Here is a 20,535-nt window from a genome sequence, read left to right as displayed (position 1 = left end):
GAGTTTTTCAGCTGCAAAATTATTAAATTTAAGAGGTTATTTTATATGTAACATGTATTAAAATGAAAAATGGAGCAATTATTTTGATCTTAAGCTTTATTTTTGCCCTCTCCTGTAAAAAAGAAAGGCAAATGACAGACAAAATAGTGAGCATTGATGCTCCCAGTGCAAAGAAGATACCTCAAGAATTACAAATTCACGGTGACATTAGAATAGATAATTATTATTGGTTAAATAACAGAGAAAATCCAGAGGTTATCGATTATTTGAATGCTGAAAACGCTTATACAAAACAGGAAATGAAGCATACAGAGCGTTTTCAGGAGGCGCTCTTTGAAGAGATGAAAGGGAGGATTAAGGAAGATGATACAACCGTCCCATATAAGTTTAACGGCTATTGGTATATAACGCGGTATGAAAAAGGAAAGGATTACCCTGTCTATGTACGCAAAAAGGAAACCCTTGAGGCTCCCGAAGAAATTTTGTTCGATTGTAATGAAATGGCTAAAGATCATGCTTATTTTAATTTAGGCCGTATCGTTATTAGTCCAGACAATAAACTAGCCTGTTTTTCTGTAGATACGGTTAGTAGGCGTCAGTATACCATTCAAATCAAGAACCTGGAGACGGGAGAGGTTTATCCCGATAAAATATTAAATACCACCGGCGGAGCCACCTGGGCAAATGATAATAAGACCTTGTTTTATACGATGAAGGATGAAGTGACACTTAGGTCACATAAGATATTTAAACATAGGTTGCACACCAGTACAGAGCAAGATATTGAGGTATACCATGAAACCGACGAAACTTTCAATACGTTTGTATATAAGACAAAGTCTAAAAAGTATATTGTTATTGGCTCTGGCAGTACCTTAAGTTCAGAATATCGCTTTTTGAATGCCGATACGCCAGATGAAGATTTTAAAGTATTTCAAGAACGTACAAGTAATTTAGAATACAGTATCTCGCATTATGGTAATAGTTTTTATATAATAGCAAATTGCGACGGAGCTACCAATTTTAAATTGCTCAAAACAAGCGAAAACAATACGGAAAAGTCTTTTTGGGAAGATGTTATTCCGCATAGAGACAATGTGCTTCTGGAAGATATAGAAATATTTAAGGACTATTTGGTAGTTAATGAACGTGAAAATGGTTTAAACAACTTACGCATTATAAGTTGGGATAAGACCGAAGATTATTATTTGCCTTTCGATTCGGAAACTTATACAGCCTATATTGGTAACAACCCTGATTTTGATAGTGATATATTGCGCTATGGTTTTAATTCCCTTACGTCTCCAAGTGCTGTAATCGACTATAATTTTAAAACAAAGCAAAGCGAAATAAAAAAGGAACAAGAAGTCCTGGGAGGGAAGTTTGATAAAGCCAATTATGTGTCCGAACGTATTTGGGCAACAGCAAGAGATGGTGTTCAGGTTCCTATTTCTTTAGTGTATAGAAAAGGTATTAAGTTGGATGGAACAAATCCTTTGTTACAATACGCATATGGTTCTTATGGCTCTACCATAGATCCGTCGTTTTCCAGTATCCGATTGAGTTTGTTGGATAGAGGTTTCATTTATGCCATTGCGCATATTCGTGGTGGCGAATATTTAGGAAGAAACTGGTATGAAAAAGGAAAACTATTAACTAAAAAGAATACGTTTTACGATTTTATAGATTGCTCTAAGCACCTTATCAATTTAAAATACACATCGAGTAAGCATTTGTATGCCTATGGCGGATCTGCAGGAGGGTTGTTAATGGGTGCCATTATAAATATGAACCCTGAATTATATCATGGTGTTATTGCCGCCGTACCATTTGTAGACGTGGTCACAACCATGTTGGATGATTCAATTCCATTAACGACCGGTGAGTATGACGAATGGGGGAATCCCAACCAACAGGAATACTATGACTATATGAAGTCTTATTCTCCTTACGATAATATTGAACCTAAACATTATCCGCATATGTTGGTAACTACTGGTTTGCATGATTCCCAAGTGCAATATTGGGAGCCCGCTAAATGGGTAGCTAAGCTTAGGGAACTAAAAAAAGACAACAATAAACTCCTGCTTTTTATTGATATGGACTCGGGACACGGAGGTGCATCGGGACGTTTTGAAAGTTTAAAAGAAGTAGCTTTAGAATATGCGTTTTTATTAGATTTGGAGGGAATTCATTCATAGAATAAAAAAAATGTTTACTTTTGCATGGTTTTGAGTTACATTTATTTTTAGTAATATTACCGTAGCTTATAAAAAGCATTTATGAAACACAGAAATCAAGTTTTTGATAATGTATTAGATTTGGTAGGCAAAACTCCGCTTATTAAACTTAACAAAATTGCTTCGGAGTTTGAAGGTAATTTCTTTGCAAAAGTAGAGTCCTTCAATCCAGGTAATTCTTCGAAAGATAGAATAGCGCTTTACATTATAGAACAAGCAGAAAAGAAAGGCATATTAAAGCCTGGTGATACGATTATAGAAACTACCTCTGGTAACACAGGTTTTAGTATTGCTATGGTAAGTATCATAAAAGGGTACGAGTGTGTTTTAGCTGTGAGTTCTAAATCTTCAGCCGATAAAATAGATATGCTCAAAACAATGGGCGCTAAAGTTTATGTTTGTCCGGCGCATGTAAGTGCCGATGATCCTAGATCATATTATCAGGTAGCAAAGCGTTTACATGAAGAAATGAAAGGGTCGGTTTATATCAATCAATATTTTAATCAGTTAAATATTGATGCACATTACAATAGTACTGGTCCAGAAATTTGGAAACAAACCGAAGGAAAAATAACCCACCTTGTTGCCTGTAGTGGGACAGGAGGTACCATTTCTGGTACAGCTAAGTATTTGAAAGAGCAAAATCCAGATGTTAAAATTATTGGGGTTGATGCTTTTGGATCTGTTATAAAAAAGTACCATGAAACGCGTGAGTTTGATGAGAAAGAGATTTATCCTTATCGCATTGAAGGCTTAGGAAAAAACTTAATCCCTAGTGCTACGGATTTTGATATCATTGACGAATTTGTAAAAGTAACAGACGAAGATAGTGCCCACACTGCTAGAATGATAGCAAAAGAAGAAGGTTTGTTTGTGGGGTATACTTCAGGAGCAGCCATGCAAGCTATCAAACAATTAGGAGAACAGGGAACGTTCAAGAAAGACGATACAGTTGTTGTTATTTTTCCAGATCACGGATCACGCTATATGAGTAAGATTTATAGTGATAAATGGATGAATGAGCAAGGCTTTTTTGATAGTGTTAATGTAGAAGCTGCCCAAAATATAGAGTATATAAAATAAACGATATAATAAAGTATTTAAAAGAGATAACAATTTTGAAAATGCAAAATGTTGTCTCTTTTTTTATTTTATAAATAATTGGAGGCAAAAATTATGGTCAAACCATATAAATATTTAATTTTGCATCAATTAACCAAGGACTAAAAACTTTTTCATGAAGCTTACCAGAACGTTTTAGTTATGTTTTTGTTTTTCAATGAAGCAATTACAGAGGTGGTTTTATGACTTAAATTTTTTAATAGCAATAAGATTTGTAATAAATGAAGGATTTATTTGAAAAGATTTATAAAGACAAGGGACCGTTAGGAAAATGGGCTTCTCATGCTGAAGGATATTTTGTGTTTCCTAAACTAGAAGGTCAAATTTCCAATAGAATGAAGTTCCAGGGAAAGGATGTAATTACTTGGAGTATTAATGACTATTTGGGTCTGGCAAACCATCCAGAAGTCCGTAAGGTGGATGCGCAAGCAGCAGCCGATCATGGCTCGGCTTATCCAATGGGAGCAAGAATGATGTCTGGACATACCGCTTTGCATGAGAAATTACAAAATGAACTTGCTTCATTTGTAAATAAAGAGGCTGCTTATCTTTTAAATTTTGGTTACCAAGGTATGGTGTCTACCATAGATGCCTTAGTTTCTAAAGACGATATTATTGTTTATGATGTTGATGCACATGCCTGTATTATAGACGGCGTGCGTTTGCATATGGGTAAACGATTCACTTATAAGCATAATGATGTTGACAGCTTAGAGAAAAATTTAGCTCGAGCTACTAAAATGGCAGAACAAACTGGTGGCGGTATTTTGGTGATTTCAGAAGGCGTTTTTGGTATGAGAGGAGAGCAAGGGCGCTTAAAGGAAATCGTTGCTTTAAAAGAGAAATACAATTTCCGATTTTTGGTAGATGATGCTCATGGTTTTGGAACCTTGGGGAAAACAGGAGCTGGAGCAGGTGAAGAGCAAGGAGTACAGGATGGTATTGACGTATATTTTGCAACTTTTGCAAAATCTTTGGCCAGTACGGGTGCATTTATAGCGGCCGATCAAGAAATTATAGATTATCTAAAGTACAATTTACGATCCCAAATGTTTGCAAAATCTTTGCAAATGCAGTTAGTTGTTGGTGCTTTAAAGCGTTTGGACATGCTAAAAACAATGCCAGAGTTAAAAAATAAACTTTGGGAGAATACAAGAGCATTACAAAGTGGATTAAAGGATCGAGGTTTTGACATTGGGACAACACAAAGTTGTGTGACACCAGTATATCTTGAAGGAAGTATTCCTGAAGCGATGGCATTGGTAAAAGACTTACGCGAAAATTATGGGATTTTCTGTTCCATAGTTGTGTATCCTGTAATACCAAAAGGCTTAATATTATTACGATTAATACCTACTGCGACACATACACTTGAAGATGTGACTAGAACATTAGATGCTTTCGATGCAATAAGGGAACGTTTAAAAAATGGAACATATCAACGCCTATCAGCTGCTGTAATGGCAGCAATGGGAAGTTAGTTGAAATGGACTATGCAATATAAAAAGCGGTGCGACTCAAGTGAGTCGCACCGCTTTTGTTTTATGCTATATCTTTTTTGTAGGTTTTTCGGCGTCTTATAACCTCTGGGTTAAAATGCTTCCAAATTTGTTTTATGGCAATATTATCTTCCAGTTCTGGAGTTCTAAGACATGTTTCGATACCTTTTTTAGTGAAAATATCGTAGTATTCATTAAAAATAAGAGCGTGAATGCCTTTGTTTTGATAATCCGGATGAATACCTATCAAGTAAAAAATAACATCTTTACTGTGTTTTTTTGCCTGCAGAATGTGTTTAAAACCAAGAGGGAATAGTTTGCCTTTAGCTTTTTGTAAGGCTTTAGCAAAAGATGGCATTACTATGGCAAAAGCAATGAGGTTATCTTTTGAGTCTACAACAAATTTGATATATTCAGGATTGATAAAACTTATAAATTTATTTTTAAAATATTCCTTTTGTATATCTGTAATGGCTACAAACGAAGATAGACCAGCATAGCTATCATTAAACAGATCAAACATCTTATTAACATAGGGCATTACATCTTCTGTTTTTGTGAAGTTAAGAGCGGTGAGCTGGTAACGCTTTTTTATAAGTATTTGAGCTTTTTTGAAAAATTCAGGTTTTACATTACTAAATGGGAAACTACTTTCGGAATACGATTTTTCTATTGTGTAATTTGCAGCTTCGTAATGTTTAACATAGTATGGATGATTGTACCATGTTATCATCGTGGAAAGTGTGTTAAAGCCTTCGGTCATAACACCAACTTTATCCAAATTGGAAAAACCAACGGGGCCTTCGGCATAGGAAAGGCCGTGGGCTTTACCAATAGCCTCTACTTTGTTAAAGAGTGCTTGGGATACTTCTAGGTCATCAATAAAATCAAACCAACCAAACCGCATTTTCTTTATATTTTGCCCGTTTACCTCCAACCAATTTATTATGGCAGCAACACGACCTACAATTTCGTTATTTTTATAAGCAAGAAACATCGTTGCTTCCGCATCCATAAAGACCGGGTTTTCCTTTTTGTCAAAAGTTTTCATCTCTTGACTAATAATAGGTGGTACCCAATAGGGGGAACCTTTATATAATTTAAAAGGAAATTTGACAAACGCCTTTAATTCCTTTTTTGTTTTTACTTCTTTTAATGTAACCATATTAAAATAATAACTCCAGAGGTTAAATATTTAATTAAAATCCTGAGACTTCTTTTTTCTTTTATTTGTTTTTCTACTATTTAATTGACGGGTTCTTTCTTCTTTGGCAGAAGTACCGTTATTAATGTCCTTAGGTTCTTTGTCTGTATGGAAATCCAGTCTATAAGACATGCCAAAGTTAACGCTAAATACAGAAGGTGTGTCCTTGGTGTTAAATGTTAATGCAGTGTCTAACTGAAAATCTTTGCCCCATAAATAAGCGCCACCAAAACGAAACAGGTTGTCTGCATAAAAATCACTTTTAATACCTTGTGTTTCTCCAAACACGACCCATTTCGGGCTAAACGAGTGGGTAAGCGTAAGGATGTACTGGAAATCGGATTGATCTGTGCCAATTCTATCCTTAATAAAATTCATAACAAACACCCAGCCACCAGCAAAGTTGTTTTGAGTAGCGATCATAACTTTTGGACTAAAACCTTCAATGCCCGGAGCTGTATAAGGATTGGTTTTTGTGTCGTAATTAGCACCTGCGTAAACTGAAACAGCAGGTATTAAAGAACGCCATTTAAAACTATGGTTTGCCTTCCAGCTGTATAGGTTGGGTTTGTCTGCTTCAGAATTTTTATAGGGGTCAAAAACAAGGTATTTAGCGCCCAAGGTTAAATGTTTAAAATTGGAGCGTTTGTCTTCGGAGGCAATATTAGAGGTATAGGTTTTAGTGTCATTTTGGTAAGTGCCCTCAAAATTTAGTTCCAACTCTTCAAAAAGCAAACCGTATCTGGCGGCAAAATCAATTCCAAATCCTGAAACTTCGTAAGCAGCAGCAGGAGTCCTTTCTTCTTTTAGAATATAAGGGCCTACTTCAAATTGAGCCACATTGGTGCCGACAGAAAAAGCACTTCGGGATACCCCGGGTCTATTGGAGTTTATAACTTCTGTGTATTGACAATAGGCTGGTGCTGAAACAATAAAGCTAAAAAGAATTAAGGCAGATTTGATAGGGTTCATAATTTAAAGTTTTAAAAATAAAACAGAGCGAATTTTAGAAGTATACAGGATGAATGCACACAAATTGGAATCAAATATAGATATTTTATACTTTTTTTATCATTTTTCATCGATTTTTAAACATATAGAATTGTATTTTTGCAAAAAAGATGTTTCTATGTTACAATATGCTTCAGCAGTTGGGTTATTAAGAACGATATTGATCATTCTAATGGTGTATTTTGGTGTTAAAATTTTGGCACGCTTGTTTATGCCGTTTCTAGCTAAGTATGTAGTAAAAAAAGCGGAGCAACGCTTTGGAGGTCAATTTGATCAATCTCAAAATAGACCTAAGCAAGAACAACCTAAAAAAGAAGGAGAGGTTAGTATAGATAAAATTCCAAATACCAAAACTTCAAATAAAGATGTAGGAGATTATGTAGATTACGAAGAAATTGATTAATTTCACGACCATTGTTTTTAATCACTTTTCATGCAATTTTCAACTAAAAGAGTACTTCCGCACTTACTTGTTCTATTAGGTTTTGTTATACTTTCTTTAGGCTATTTTAGTCCAGTTTTAAAAGGGAAACAACTGTTTCAAAGCGATATCATGCAGTACATTGGTATGGCTAAGCAACAAAATGATTTTAGAACCCATATCGGTGAAGAAACCTATTGGACTAACAGTGCCTTTGGCGGTATGCCTACCTATCAACTAGGAGCCAAGTATCCACATAATTATATCAAAAAGCTAGACTTAACGCTTCGGTTTTTGCCACGTCCAGCTGATTATTTATTTCTTTATTTTTTAGGGTTTTATATGCTCTTATTAGTCTTAAAAGTCGATTTTAAGCTTGCTGCCTTGGGAGCGTTGGCCTTTGGTTTTTCTACGTATCTTATCATTATATTGGGAGTAGGGCATAACAGTAAAGCCCACGCTATTGCCTATATGCCGTTAGTGCTTAGTGGTATATTGCTGACGTTTCAGCGGAAATACATTGGTGGATTTTTACTGACTACCGTTGCAATGGGGTTGGAACTTGTGGCTAATCATTTCCAAATGACTTATTACTTATTGTTATTGGTAATTATTTTAGGGATTGCTTATTTGGTGGATGCTTATAGAACCAAGCAGTTGCTCCATTATTTTAAATCAATAGGTACTTTGGGGTTTGCAGTATTATTGTCTATAGCTTTAAATGCCACCAGTATTTTGGCAACTCAAGAGTACGTAAAGGAAAGCTCTCGAAGTAAAAGCGAATTAACCGTAAATCCAGATGGAACACCTAAGGAGGTGACTACTGGGCTGGATCGAGATTATATTACGCAGTTTAGTTACGGAATAGCAGAGACATTTAACCTTTTTATACCACGATTTATGGGTGGGGGAAATGGAGAAGATGTTGGCAAAGATTCGGCTACATACAATGCATATAGAAAGATAGGGGCTACAACAGCCCAAGCTGCTGAAGGAGCTAAGCATGCTCCAATGTATTGGGGCGATCAGCCTATTGTAGAGGCGCCAGCTTATATAGGTGCGGTTGTCTTGTTTTTATTTGTATTTGCATTGTTTTTAGTTAAAGGCCGTTTAAAATGGTGGCTTGTTGGCGGAACGATCTTGTCATTACTATTATCTTATGGGAAAAATTTTGGAGCATTGACAGATTTCTTTATCGATTATGTACCACTGTATAATAAGTTTAGAGCAGTAAGTTCCATTCAGGTTATTTTAGAATTGTGTGTTCCTGTATTAGCTGTTTTTGGATTACATACGCTATTAAAAAAGGAAAGGGACCACGAAGAAATATTAAAAAATTTAAAATACAGTCTGGGTATTACAGGGGGTATTGCACTAATATTTTTACTTTTCAAAAATTCATTGTTTGATTTCTCAGGAATCAATGATGGTTTCTATAGGCAAAACTATGGCCAGGCTTTTATTGATGCTGTAAAGGAAGACAGGCGTACCCTTTTCGTTGAGGATAGCATTAGAACACTACTGCTAGTGTTGCTTTCTGCTGGTATAATGTTTATGTTTTTAAAAGAGAAGATAAAAGAGCAATGGTTGATTGTTGGTTTTGGAGTACTTATTCTTTTTGATTTAGTTGGTGTTGATAGGCGTTATGTAAATAACGATGATTTTGTGTCGGCTAGGCAAGTAAGTACACCCTATCAGGCTAATGAAGTGGATAAGGAGATATTGAAGGACACAACATATTTTAGAGTGTTTGATGTAACATCTTCTGGTGCTAGAGCTTCTTATTTTCATAATTCCTTGAATGGTTATCATGCAGCTAAATTAAAGCGTTATGAAGATGTTTTTGATTTTTATGTAACAACGAATAATATGAATGTACTTAATATGCTAAATACCAAGTATATTATTGCACAAGGGGAAAAGGGGCAGCTTTTTAAGTATACCAATACAGAAGCTAATGGAAATGCTTGGTTTATTAAAGATTTTAAAGTTGTAAGTTCTGCTAATGAAGAAATAAAGGCTTTGGATAGTCTAAATAACAAACAAGTAGCCGTGCTTAACACCGTCGATTTCGGAAGCCGATTCAAGTCTGGTGGCATTCCGAGTTTTAAGGTAGATTCCGTAGCTTCAATTCAACTGGTAGACCATAAGCCCAATTACTTAAAATATAAATCGGAGAATGCTAACGATGGCTTTGCTGTATTTTCAGAAGTGTATTACCCCAAAGGCTGGAAAGCTTTTATAGATGGTAAAGCAGCCGATCATATACGTGTTAATTATGTATTGAGAGGAATGGAAATACCAGCAGGATCCCATACCATAGAGTTTAAGTTTGATCCCCAAGTCGTTAAGACAGGTAGTCGTATTGCTTTTGCAAGTTCCATAGTTTTTGTTTTGTTGCTCTTGGGAGGATTATTTTATGGGATTAAGAAAAAGTAGTTTGATATTCTTGAGAGGATAGGGCTTAAATTGAAACGAGATTACCATTAAGTTCCCGCATTTTGTTGAAACAATAGGAATGGATAAAAAAAAAGTACTCATAGTTACTTATTATTGGCCACCAGCAGGAGGGCCAGGAGTACAACGCTGGTTAAAATTTGTTAAGTATTTGCCAGATTTTGATATAGAACCCATTGTTTATACCCCAGAAAACCCTAATTACCCCATACAAGATGATAGTTTAACTTCCGATGTTTCAGATAAACTTACAGTTTTAAAACAGCCTATTAAGGAGCCTTACAAGCTTGCTGGACTGTTTTCAAAAAAATCATCATATACAATAAGTAAAGGCATAATTCCTGAAACCAAAAGGCAATCGTTAATCGAAAGGCTAATGCTTTACGTGCGAGGAAATTTCTTTATCCCAGATGCAAGGAAAGCTTGGGTAAAACCATCAGTAGGATTTCTTTTAAATTATTTAAAAGGTAACAATATTGATACCATTATAACTACGGGGCCTCCTCATAGCTTGCACCTCATTGGTTTACAATTAAAGGAACAATTAGGACTGCAATGGATCGCCGACTTTAGGGATCCATGGACTACTATTGGGTATCACAAACAATTAAAGTTAACACAACGGTCAAAGCAAAAGCACAAAGAATTAGAACTTAAGGTTTTAAATACAGCCGATAGGATTATCGTAACAAGCTCGGTTACCAAAAAAGAATTCGAAGGGCTTACTTCACAGCCTATTGAGGTTATTACTAATGGTTATGATGTGGAAACGGTAGGGGAGACTGTGCTTGATGCTAAGTTTACTTTGGCGCACATAGGGTCTTTATTGTCCAAACGTAATCCAGAGGTTTTATGGCAGGTTTTAAGTGATTTGGTTATTGAAAACAAACAGTTTGCTAGAGGTTTTCAGTTAAACCTAGTTGGTTATGTTAGCGATAATGTATTAAAAGAGATTAACAAGTATGGTTTAATAGGGTATACTAATGAAGTTGGTTACGTTTCCCATAGTGAGTCGGTTAAATATCAAAAACAATCACAGGTTTTGTTACTTATTGAAATAGATTCCGAGGACACCAAATGTATTATTCCCGGAAAACTGTTTGAATATATGGTATCGGATAGGCCAATAATTGCTTTAGGTCCAAAGGGGTCGGATGTGGAAAGCATTTTAAAAGAAACTAATACAGGTGCCTATTTCTATTATGATGCTTATGGCATGTTAAAAACTACTATTTTAGATCATTACAAAGCTTATAGAGAAGGTAGCTTACAACCATATCCCATAGGTTTAAAAAAATATAGCCGAAAGGCATTAACAGAATCTTTATCTAAATTAATATAATGGGCATCGTTGTTTCTCAATCTATTAAAAATACCTTGACCACTTATTTGGGATTTGGAGTAGGAGCCATTAACGTATTATTTTTATTTACTAATTTTATTAGTGATGTCTATTTTGGATTGATAACATTTATTTTTTCTACAGCCAATGTTATGATGCCCTTAATGGCATTTGGGGTTCATAATACCATTATTAAATTTTATTCGTCTTTTAAAACAAGGCAATCACAAAATAGCTTTTTAACCATGATGTTAATACTGCCCCTGGTAGTTATTCTTCCTTTTGGGCTTATTGGTTATGTTGCTTTCGATACCATAAGTAATTGGCTGACTAAGGAAAACCCAATAATAGAAGATTATATTTTGCTGATTTATATCTCGGCCATAGCATTTGCTTATTTCGAGATATTTTATGCTTGGAGCCGCGTACAAATGCAAAGTGTGTTGGGCAACTTTATGAAGGAATTATTTCATAGAATAGCGACTACCATTTTATTGTTTTGTCTGTATTTTGAAATGTTAAATGTCGATCAGCTAATTTATAGTATCGTTGGTGTTTATATAATACGTTTAGTTGTAATGGCCTTATATGCGTTTAGTATAAGGCGCCCTGTCTTTAAGTTTACCAAACTATTGGGCATAAGGAATATTTTAAACTATTCGGCATTGATTATTATTGCTGGATCGGTGGCTAATGTTATCTTGGAAATAGATAAGTTTATGCTAGGACATTATATTCAAATTGAAAATGTAGCTTACTATGGGGTTGCTATTTATATTGCCAGTGTTATTGGGGTGCCGTCACGTGCAATGCACCAAATAACCAGTCCTTTAACCGCAAAGCTGCTAAATGAAAAGGATATGATAGAACTTAAAAACTTGTATCAAAAGAGCTCTTTAAACCTATTTATAGTTAGCGGACTCATCTTTCTATTAATTGTTTTGAACATAAATGAACTCTACCATTTAATACCAGAAAAGTTTAGTGGCGGACTACTAATAGTTATTTTGATAGGTGTTGCCAAACTTACGGATAACCTGTTGGGAAACAATAATGCTATATTGTTTAATAGTGATTATTATAGAATGGTACTATTGTTAGGTGCTTTGTTGGTAATTGTTACCGTGGTGCTCAATACATTGTTTATACCTGCATTTGGAATTAACGGGGCTGCTTATGCTACTTTTATATCAGTTATGTTTTATAACCTATCTAAGGTGTTATTTGTGAAGCATTCTTTTAAAATGCAGCCATTTACTAAGGCTACATTGAGCATGTTACTACTAATTGTATTATGCTTTTTTATTTTTTATTTTTGGGACTTTCCTTTTCATCCAGTTATAAACATCGGTCTTAAATCATTAATGGTTTCATTTATTTATGGCTATGTCGTATATTATTTTAAAATTTCCAAGATAGTTAATTCTCTTTTAGACAGGTTTTTAAGAAGAAACTAAGAAAATAAGAAGCGGTTTAATTTTAAGACGTGTTATTGCTCACTTAATCGTAGAAAGTATGCCATCTGAAAGCCTTGTTGTTGAGTATATTTAATGGCTGGAGGCATTCAGAAAGTTACTTCAAAAGAGAAAACCCTGCAATGTTGCTTTGAGGCATACATATTGCAGGGCTTTCCAACTAACCAACCAAATTTATTTACCGTCTTCTATTTTTAGACGATTGTATATTATTACTTTTCGAAACACTTCTATTGTTTGCTATTTTACCTCTACTTTGCGTTGACCTTGATTGTACGCGTTGCGTTGTTCTAGGCTTACTTTTTGAATAGTTAGAAGTCGCTTGTTTTGTGTTTCTTACATTGTTGCTTTTAGTATATGTACGTGTATTATTGCTTTTTGGATTTTGTATGCTCCGCGTGTTTCTGTGTTTAATGTTAGTGTTTTCGCGAGTATTACTCACATTTGGCCTAGTAGACCTGTTAACATTATGGGTTGATCGGGTGTTTCTATTTACCCTGTTAACGACATTGTTATCTCGTTTCACATAATCTCTATTTGAACTCGCAATACGAGAAGTTCTACTAATAGAGGTATTGTTTCTATTGGGGGCGGTACTTTGCGAGGCATAACGTCTTGTGTTAGTAGTTGAGTGTCTTGCATTTCTATTGGGGGCTGAACTTTGCGAGGTATAACGTCTGGTGCTATTAGTTGAATGTCTTGCTATTTCTGTTCTGTTTCGCGTGCTTCTATATGCAGTTGCATAGTTTCTGCTTCTTGTTATACTATGTCCGCGTCTACTAGCTACAGCTGTTCTAGGTCTGTAGTTGTTGTAAAAAGGTCTTTTGTATACGTAACGTACGGGACGATAATATTGTCTATACGGACGATTGTAAACTACACAGTGATTAATATGTGGTGTACGATAGTATCTGTGCCAAGGGCGATATACATAATGCCTGTTGTAAACATTTATAAAACCAGTGCAGTGTGAAAATACACGGTGCCTGTTATAATGTACATATAAACCACCAACACGCGTTATGTATCCAAAATTGTTGTAATGTATGTTTACATTGCCAGCTTGGATAATACGCCCATAGTAATCATAATAAATAGGGACATTCTCTACTTGGATTATTGCACCAAATTCGTCGTATTGAACATAAGCGTTATAGTCGTATCCCGAGTTAAAACTAAAATCGAAGTGCGGGCCACCAATCGACACATTTACTTTGGGACCGTAATGAGGCATATAAAAGTCGAATTGTCCATCGGGAAAAACAGAGAACTCAATTCCACCTTCTATAAAAATGAAAGAATTACTGTAACCTTTAACTAAAGTAGTTGCGTTAAGGTTAGTGTTGTTTGTAGTAGAGCCGTAAGTAAGTCCAAAGACTAAAGCTCCAAAGATGATTATTAACTTTTTCATAATTATAGAATTTAATGTGATATGCTTTAGAAATTACAAACAACGTGCCAAAAAACTGTTTACGTGTTATTGTGCAGTAAATCAATGAATTGTATTTTGTGTTTAGTTAACCTTATATTTGTTTATATGAGAATAAAAAGTGAAGCTTGCTTTTATATCAGAATATATTAAAGTATATCGGCTATTTTTCTTAATAATTAATCTAAAGTAATATCTATGTATATAAGGAAGATTTTTGGATTTAAGGACATGTTTTTATGGACGCGAATCGAGGCTTTACAGTTCATTGGCATTGCCATAATAGAAGTTTTGCTATTTGTGTTTAGTGATGGTCTTTTACAAATACCGTTTACACCTATTGCGTTGGTTGGTACAGCTGTAGCATTTATTATTGGTTTTCAAAGTAATGCCGCTTATGGTCGTATATGGGAAGCCAGGCAAATTTGGGGAGCCATAGTTAACTCCTCAAGAACCTTTGGTATGATGGTGCAAGATTATGTGAACAACGACCATACACGGAATCCGTTAAGTGAAGAAGCGATAGAGAAGGAAGTAAAAATAATAACTTACAGACACATAGCTTGGTTGACGGCTTTGCGTTACGCAATGAGAGAACCCAAACCTTGGGAATATATTATGAAAGAACGTACCAATAAAGAATGGGCAAAAAAAATTCATGTACCTGAGTTTCATATGTCTTTTAATGAAGCAGTGCAGCCCTACCTTTCTGAAAAAGAAATACAGTATATAGAAAATAAGACGAATAAACAGACAGCCATTCTTTATCTGCAATCCCACCACTTAAGAGCACTGAAAGAACGTGGTTTGATTTGGGAGTTTTCATTTTTAGAACTTGAAAATGTAATAGAGGAGTTATTTACACATCAAGGAAAATCGGAAAGGATCAAGAATTTTCCGTATCCCAGACAGTTTGCTTCTATTCTGCATTACTTTACCTGGATCTTTATTTTTACACTTCCTATTGCTATAGTAGGTCAGTTTCATGAATTGGGGATAAAGCTTACCGAAAGGCTTTCAGGAGCTGAACATTGGTTTTTATGGTTGGCTGTGCCTTTTTCGGTAATTGTAATGTGGATATTCCACACAATGAATAGAATTGGTAGAGTGGGAGAAAATCCGTTTGAAGGTTCGGCTAACGATGTTCCTATTTCTGCTATTTCGAGAGGAATAGAAATAGATTTAAGGCAGAACCTTGGAGAACAGGATAGTGTGCCAAAGCCGTTTGAAATTAAAAATCACACGCAAATGTAAACTTGAATTTTAAATAAGAAAAGCCCGAAAGTTCATTTGTTTTCGGGCTTTTCGATTTACTAACTAAAATAAAATATAAAGATCTATCGTTTATTCTTCTTGTGCTTTTTCACTTTACCATTTTGTTTGTAGTAATAATAATGATCATCAGCATCATAATTATCATTCCAATTACTGTTGTTGTAGTAGCCATGATCATGATTATGATCTGTTGTACATGATAACATGCCACAAGCATTGCAGTTATTGTTATAATGGTTTACTTGACCTCTAATATTTACGATTTCACCCCAGTGATTGTATCTAACATGTAGGTTTCCGACTTGTTTTAATAATCCGTTTCCACGATTATATTTTAAAAACACATTGCCTACCCGCGTTATTTTTCCATTTCTACTATAGTTTAAGTAGACATTACCAATACGTCTAATTTTCCCGTATCTGTCACGCGATATAAATACTCCTCTAGTATTTGTTGAACTATAATTAATGTTTACATGAGGCCCTCTATAGGTAGCGTTTATAACATTTCTTCTGGTGTTGTTTCTATAGTAGTCATTATAGAAATGTTCATCGCTATGGGTATTAAAATCAAAACTTCCATCAGGAAATATTAAAAACGCTATGCCACGTTCCATAAACGCAATAGGTTGTGCATAGCTATAGCGTTTTGAAATATCCGAAGGCTTCTCATGATTTAAATTGGTTGTTTCCAATGCTGTTATGGTAGTTATGCTCATTAGCAAACCACTAAAAAAAAGTACTAGTTTTTTCATAGTCATAGGATTTAATATTATGCCTACTCTTTAGCGTTTCGGCTTTCGCTTATATCCCTAAACTTTCAAGATGCGTGCCAAAAAAATAGAATAGTTGATTGTAAGACATTTTAAACCCGTGTAAAATAATGGTTTATAAGGCGTTAAATAAAGGCGGAATTATTTTTTATAATCATAACAATTGGTATTTTTATAGGAATAATTACCATTGATGTTGGATAAACAAATTACTTGCAAGAACTGTGAAAAGAAATTCGAGTCTAATTTTCAATTTTGCCCTTATTGTGGTCAGAAGGCTAATGACGAGTTAACCTTAGGTGTTTTATTTTATAATACTATAAGCAATTATTTTTCTTTTGATGCCCGTTTTTTTAAGAGTTTTATTCCACTTATGGTTAAACCAGGGTATTTGGCTAAGCGTTTTATTGAAGGAAAGCGTTTATTGTATATTCACCCAGCACAAGTCTATCTGTTTATTTCGGTGGTGTTTTTCTTTTTGTTTTCCTTTATAAGTAGAGATCAAGTGGAGAGCATGGATAAGAATTTTAAAGAGACTATGCATAAAGCCGATGTGATTGACAGTCTTGACGTTAAGGACTCCATTGATTCTTTGGAAACAAAAGAGATAGCAGAGAGCAATAAGCTTAAAAACGTTGTAACGGGTGTAGTTGAAAAGGAAGGAATTGGTGCTTCAGATACTTTGGTAAATTCTATTACAGGAAAAAAGGTTGAACCCAAAACGGTTTTAGGGTTTAATAAGAGGATTGTGGATTCTTTAACTAATATCGGTGCAGAGGAAGATCGAATTTTAGAGGCTATGGGGATGTCTGAAGATCCAAGTGCCTTTCAACACAAATTATACAGCCAATTATTAAAGTTGTATAGACAACGTAATGGTGGTGCACTTGTTCAGGCTTTTTATGATAGTATTCCACTTGCTATGTTTATTTTACTACCCATTTTCGCAGTTATTTTAAAGTTATTATTTTACAAACGTGGTAGTTTTTCACACCACTTGGTATTTACCTTTTACTTTTTTGCGTTCTTATTTATGGTGTTTAGTTTGCTAATAATCGCAGAATTCCTTGTGGAGGTGCCTGGTTTTATTGTGACACTCCTTATGTTGTCTACATTTTTCTATTTGTTTTTGGCCGTTAAACGGTTCTATGGCCAAGGGTGGGGAATAAGCTTTTTTAAGGCAAATATAGTAGCATTTACATTTCTGTTATTTGTGTTACCGTTGGCTGCAATAATAGTTGGAATTGGAGCTTTTATGTTTTACTGACCAAACTTTACCAATAAATACTCCTAATCAAATAATTTGTCCTTCAAATATTTTCCCGTTTCAGAAGCCTCTATGTTAACAATAGCTTCTGGCGTGCCACTGGCAACTACATAACCTCCATGTTCACCTCCAGTTGGACCCAAGTCAATAATATGGTCAGCGCACTTTATAAGTTCCACATTGTGTTCTACTACAATTATAGAATGCCCCTTTTTGATAAGAGCCGTAAACGATGTCAATAACTTTTGAATGTCGTGGAAGTGCAAACCAGTCGTTGGTTCGTCAAAAATAAAAAGGGCTTTATCTTTGTTGTTACCTTTGCCTAGGAATGACGCTAATTTTATACGTTGGGCCTCTCCACCAGAAAGCGTCGAAGAGCTTTGTCCCAGAGTAACATAACCTAGACCTACATCTTGTAGGGGCTTTAGTTTATTTTTTATTTTGGGCTGGTTGTGAGCTTCAAAGAAAGCAATGGCATTGTCTATGGTCATATTTAGAATATCATCAATATTCTTTTCGGCAAAATTCACTTCCAAAACTTCCTTTTTAAAACGCTTGCCTTTGCATGTTTCACATTCTAGGTGCACATCGGCCATGAATTGCATTTCTATAGTTACTTCGCCCTCACCTTTACATGTTTCACAGCGTCCGCCATCTACATTAAAAGAGAAGTGTTTGGCTTGGTATCCTCTTATAGCACTTAATTTTTGTTTTGCAAACAAAGAACGAATATCATCGTAGGCTTTAATGTAGGTGACTGGATTGGATCTGGAGGAACGTCCGATAGGATTTTGATCAACAAACTCAATATGTTTGATGTTACTAAAATGACCCTCCAGTTTTGAAAACTGTCCCGGTCTATCACTAAAATCTGTTAGCTTTTTTTGTAATGCAGGGAACAGTATTTTTTTTACTAAAGTACTCTTACCACTTCCAGAAACGCCGGTAATAACCGTTAGCATTCCCAAAGGGAAACGCACATCGATATTCTTTAAGTTATTTTCACGAGCACCAATAATATCCACATAAAAGCTTGATGTTCTGCGTGTTTTGGGAACTTCTATTTTTAGTGTTTCGTTTAAGTATTTTGCTGTTAAAGAGTTAGAAGCTAAAATATCTGTATAGGTACCATAAGCAACCACTTGTCCACCGTAAGTGCCCGCCTCAGGGCCAATATCAATAATGCAATCGGCAGCTTTCATAATATCTTCATCGTGTTCAACAACAATAACCGTATTACCTAGATCGCGTAATGATTTTAAAACCGAGGTTAGGCGTTCGGTGTCTTTTGGGTGCAGGCCAATACTAGGTTCATCCAATATATACATGGAACCCACCAAACTACTGCCCAAGGAAGTCGCCAGATTAATTCGTTGACTTTCGCCCCCCGATAAGGTGTTTGACTTCCTGTTTAATGTTAAATAGTCCAATCCGACATTAGAAAGAAAAGACAGTCTATTACTAATTTCTTTTAATAAGCGACTGGCAATTTTTGTATCATGATCATTTAATTCCAGTTGTTTAAAGAAAACAGCTAATTTGTTTACGGGCATTTCTACCAAATCGGTGATTGTTGCACCTCCAATTTTTACATAATTGGCCTCTGCACGTAAGCGTTTTCCTTTGCAGTTCTTGCATGTTGTTTTACCGCGGTAACGGGATAACATAACGCGATTTTGAATTTTATAAGCTTTCGATTCCAGCTCTGCAAAGAAATCATTTAACCCTTCAAAGTATTGATTTCCTTCCCAAATAAGTTGTTTGTACGTTTCGTTAAGCTCGAAGTAAGGTTTGTGGATTGGAAAATCAAATTTGTGTGAATTGTTTACTAGTTGATCGCGATACCAACTCATACTTTCTCCACGCCACGGAAAAATAGCATTTTCATATATGGAAAGTCCGGTATTGGGAATAACCAAGTCCTCGTCAATACCAATAATATCACCATATCCTTCACATTTAGGACAAGCACCGTATGGATTGTTAAAGCTGAATAAATGCACATTGGGTTCTAGGAAATTCATTCCGTCCAATTCAAATTTATTACTAAAAAGGCGTTGTTCCCCATTAGAAAGTATTTCAATAATACAAGCTCCCTTGCCTTCAAAAAATGCAATTTGAATCGCATCGGCCAAACGGTTATGAAAATCTTCTTCTTCTTTTAATATAATTCTATCTACTACTAAGTAAATGTCATTAGGCGGTATTTTGGATATATCTTCAATGCCATCTATTCTAATAACAGAACCATTTACCTTAATGCGGGCATAACCTTGTTGTTGCAAGGTTTTGATCTTATCGGCCATAGAACGACCCTCTTCTAAATGAATTGGAGATAGGAGCAGTAACTTTTCGCCTTCAGGGAATGTTTTTAAATAGTCTAAAACATCTGAAACAGTATCCTTTTTAACCTCATTGCCCGATTTGGGAGAGTATGTTTTACCAATTCTGGCAAATAATAGTTTTAAATAATCGTAAATCTCTGTGGTAGTCCCAACTGTGGAACGGGGGTTGGTAGAGTTTACTTTTTGTTCGATGGCAATTGCAGGAGCAATTCCTTTTATATAGTCAACTTTGGGTTTGTTAAGTCGGCCTAAAAACTGGCGAGCATAACTGGATAAACTCTCGACATAGCGTCTTTGGCCTTCGGCATATAATGTGTCGAAGGCCAAGCTAGATTTTCCGGAACCCGATAAGCCGGTAATGACCACTAACTTATTTCTGGGAATAACAACATCAATATTTTTTAGATTGTGGAGTTTTGCTCCTTTTATAATGATATTATGCTTTGGGCTAACTTCAGAAATGGTAGTGTTCATAAGCTTTAAAACGAATAATCTTGCAAAGATACTATAAGTATTTATCTTGTGTAAATTTATTGCTCTACAAAGCTGTTTTTGGTCATAGCCGTCCGAAAGTTTTTTCCAAACATTTAAAAAAAGCTCAGCATCTCTTTGTTTATAGGGCTATTCTCAGTTGGCTACCATAATTATCTCTATCGAAGAGTGTTTTATCAGGAG

General features: G+C 35.2%; 14 protein-coding genes. 9 read left to right on the top strand and 5 right to left on the bottom strand.

Annotated elements, in window-relative coordinates:
• The first annotated feature begins 131 nt into the window (after window positions 1-131).
• The 3 genes from JF259_RS12065 to JF259_RS12055 all read left to right on the top strand — a co-directional run bounded on the left by JF259_RS12065 (window position 132) and on the right by JF259_RS12055 (window position 4,843).
• A complete protein-coding gene (locus JF259_RS12065) occupies window positions 132-2,201 on the top strand; it encodes a S9 family peptidase (protein WP_233164250.1) in 2,070 nt (689 codons plus the stop codon).
• A gap of 81 nt (window positions 2,202-2,282) precedes the next feature.
• The gene (locus JF259_RS12060) at window positions 2,283-3,323 is read left to right on the top strand and encodes a PLP-dependent cysteine synthase family protein (protein WP_199115587.1); all 1,041 of its coding nucleotides are present in this window, start codon (window positions 2,283-2,285) and stop codon (window positions 3,321-3,323) included.
• Window positions 3,324-3,583: 260 nt separating this feature from the next.
• A complete protein-coding gene (locus JF259_RS12055; protein ID WP_199115586.1) occupies window positions 3,584-4,843 on the top strand; it encodes an aminotransferase class I/II-fold pyridoxal phosphate-dependent enzyme in 1,260 nt (419 codons plus the stop codon).
• Between the two features lie 61 nt (window positions 4,844-4,904).
• Here the strand turns inward: JF259_RS12055 and JF259_RS12050 are convergent, their stop codons facing one another.
• Together JF259_RS12050 and JF259_RS12045 are read right to left on the bottom strand one after the other, a co-directional pair.
• The gene (locus tag JF259_RS12050; protein WP_199115585.1) at window positions 4,905-6,026 is read right to left on the bottom strand and encodes a GTP cyclohydrolase; all 1,122 of its coding nucleotides are present in this window, start codon (window positions 6,024-6,026) and stop codon (window positions 4,905-4,907) included.
• Window positions 6,027-6,056: 30 nt separating this feature from the next.
• Window positions 6,057-7,037, bottom strand: coding sequence for a transporter (locus JF259_RS12045; RefSeq protein WP_199115584.1), 981 nt, complete (start codon window positions 7,035-7,037; stop codon window positions 6,057-6,059).
• Window positions 7,038-7,086: 49 nt separating this feature from the next.
• Here JF259_RS12045 and JF259_RS12040 point away from each other — a divergent pair, with 49 nt between their 5' ends.
• From JF259_RS12040 to JF259_RS12025, 4 genes are all read left to right on the top strand, one after another.
• Window positions 7,087-7,479: a DUF4834 family protein gene (locus tag JF259_RS12040; RefSeq protein WP_317192082.1), complete on the top strand. Its 393-nt coding sequence runs from the start codon at window positions 7,087-7,089 to the stop codon at window positions 7,477-7,479.
• A 30-nt stretch (window positions 7,480-7,509) separates the two neighbouring features.
• A complete protein-coding gene (locus JF259_RS12035; protein WP_199115583.1) occupies window positions 7,510-9,936 on the top strand; it encodes a YfhO family protein in 2,427 nt (808 codons plus the stop codon).
• Between the two features lie 79 nt (window positions 9,937-10,015).
• On the top strand, window positions 10,016-11,296 hold the full coding sequence (locus JF259_RS12030) for a glycosyltransferase (RefSeq protein ID WP_199115582.1): 1,281 nt from the start codon (window positions 10,016-10,018) through the stop codon (window positions 11,294-11,296).
• Window positions 11,296-12,753, top strand: coding sequence for an oligosaccharide flippase family protein (locus tag JF259_RS12025; RefSeq protein WP_199115581.1), 1,458 nt, complete (start codon window positions 11,296-11,298; stop codon window positions 12,751-12,753). The genes JF259_RS12030 and JF259_RS12025 overlap by 1 nt, the downstream gene beginning before the upstream one ends.
• Before the next feature lie 196 nt (window positions 12,754-12,949).
• Here the strand turns inward: JF259_RS12025 and JF259_RS12020 are convergent, their stop codons facing one another.
• Window positions 12,950-14,182 (bottom strand): hypothetical protein, encoded by a 1,233-nt coding sequence (locus JF259_RS12020; protein ID WP_199115580.1) that lies wholly within the window; start codon window positions 14,180-14,182, stop codon window positions 12,950-12,952.
• 216 nt (window positions 14,183-14,398) lie between these two features.
• On the opposite strand from JF259_RS12020, the gene JF259_RS12015 reads away from it, so the two are divergent.
• Window positions 14,399-15,454: a bestrophin family protein gene (locus JF259_RS12015; protein ID WP_199115579.1), complete on the top strand. Its 1,056-nt coding sequence runs from the start codon at window positions 14,399-14,401 to the stop codon at window positions 15,452-15,454.
• Window positions 15,455-15,537: 83 nt separating this feature from the next.
• Here JF259_RS12015 and JF259_RS12010 read toward each other — a convergent pair whose 3' ends face one another.
• A complete protein-coding gene (locus JF259_RS12010) occupies window positions 15,538-16,230 on the bottom strand; it encodes a hypothetical protein (protein WP_199115578.1) in 693 nt (230 codons plus the stop codon).
• A 211-nt stretch (window positions 16,231-16,441) separates the two neighbouring features.
• Between JF259_RS12010 and JF259_RS12005 the strand changes: the two genes are divergently transcribed.
• Window positions 16,442-17,515 (top strand): DUF3667 domain-containing protein, encoded by a 1,074-nt coding sequence (locus JF259_RS12005; protein WP_199115577.1) that lies wholly within the window; start codon window positions 16,442-16,444, stop codon window positions 17,513-17,515.
• 23 nt (window positions 17,516-17,538) lie between these two features.
• Here JF259_RS12005 and uvrA read toward each other — a convergent pair whose 3' ends face one another.
• A complete protein-coding gene (uvrA, locus tag JF259_RS12000) occupies window positions 17,539-20,334 on the bottom strand; it encodes an excinuclease ABC subunit UvrA (protein WP_199115576.1) in 2,796 nt (931 codons plus the stop codon).
• Window positions 20,335-20,535: the final 201 nt, after the last annotated feature.

Origin of the sequence: Snuella sedimenti (genome assembly GCF_016428595.1) — a bacterium.
GTDB lineage: Bacteria > Bacteroidota > Bacteroidia > Flavobacteriales > Flavobacteriaceae > Snuella > Snuella sedimenti.
The sequence above is the reverse complement of the archived record's forward strand: the minus strand, read 5'-3'. Positions and strand labels throughout refer to the sequence as shown.

Excerpts from the sequence above, each read along its gene's own strand:
- JF259_RS12065 (WP_233164250.1), top strand. The coding sequence starts at position 132 with ATGACAGACAAAATAGTGAGCATTGATGCTCCCAGTGCAAAGAAGATA.
- JF259_RS12060 (WP_199115587.1), top strand. The coding sequence starts at position 2,283 with ATGAAACACAGAAATCAAGTTTTTGATAATGTATTAGATTTGGTAGGC.
- JF259_RS12055 (WP_199115586.1), top strand. The coding sequence starts at position 3,584 with ATGAAGGATTTATTTGAAAAGATTTATAAAGACAAGGGACCGTTAGGA.
- JF259_RS12050 (WP_199115585.1), bottom strand. The coding sequence starts at position 6,026 with ATGGTTACATTAAAAGAAGTAAAAACAAAAAAGGAATTAAAGGCGTTT.
- JF259_RS12045 (WP_199115584.1), bottom strand. The coding sequence starts at position 7,037 with ATGAACCCTATCAAATCTGCCTTAATTCTTTTTAGCTTTATTGTTTCA.
- JF259_RS12040 (WP_317192082.1), top strand. The coding sequence starts at position 7,087 with ATGAATGCACACAAATTGGAATCAAATATAGATATTTTATACTTTTTT.
- JF259_RS12035 (WP_199115583.1), top strand. The coding sequence starts at position 7,510 with ATGCAATTTTCAACTAAAAGAGTACTTCCGCACTTACTTGTTCTATTA.
- JF259_RS12030 (WP_199115582.1), top strand. The coding sequence starts at position 10,016 with ATGGATAAAAAAAAAGTACTCATAGTTACTTATTATTGGCCACCAGCA.
- JF259_RS12025 (WP_199115581.1), top strand. The coding sequence starts at position 11,296 with ATGGGCATCGTTGTTTCTCAATCTATTAAAAATACCTTGACCACTTAT.
- JF259_RS12020 (WP_199115580.1), bottom strand. The coding sequence starts at position 14,182 with ATGAAAAAGTTAATAATCATCTTTGGAGCTTTAGTCTTTGGACTTACT.
- JF259_RS12015 (WP_199115579.1), top strand. The coding sequence starts at position 14,399 with ATGTATATAAGGAAGATTTTTGGATTTAAGGACATGTTTTTATGGACG.
- JF259_RS12010 (WP_199115578.1), bottom strand. The coding sequence starts at position 16,230 with ATGAAAAAACTAGTACTTTTTTTTAGTGGTTTGCTAATGAGCATAACT.
- JF259_RS12005 (WP_199115577.1), top strand. The coding sequence starts at position 16,442 with ATGTTGGATAAACAAATTACTTGCAAGAACTGTGAAAAGAAATTCGAG.
- uvrA (WP_199115576.1), bottom strand. The coding sequence starts at position 20,334 with ATGAACACTACCATTTCTGAAGTTAGCCCAAAGCATAATATCATTATA.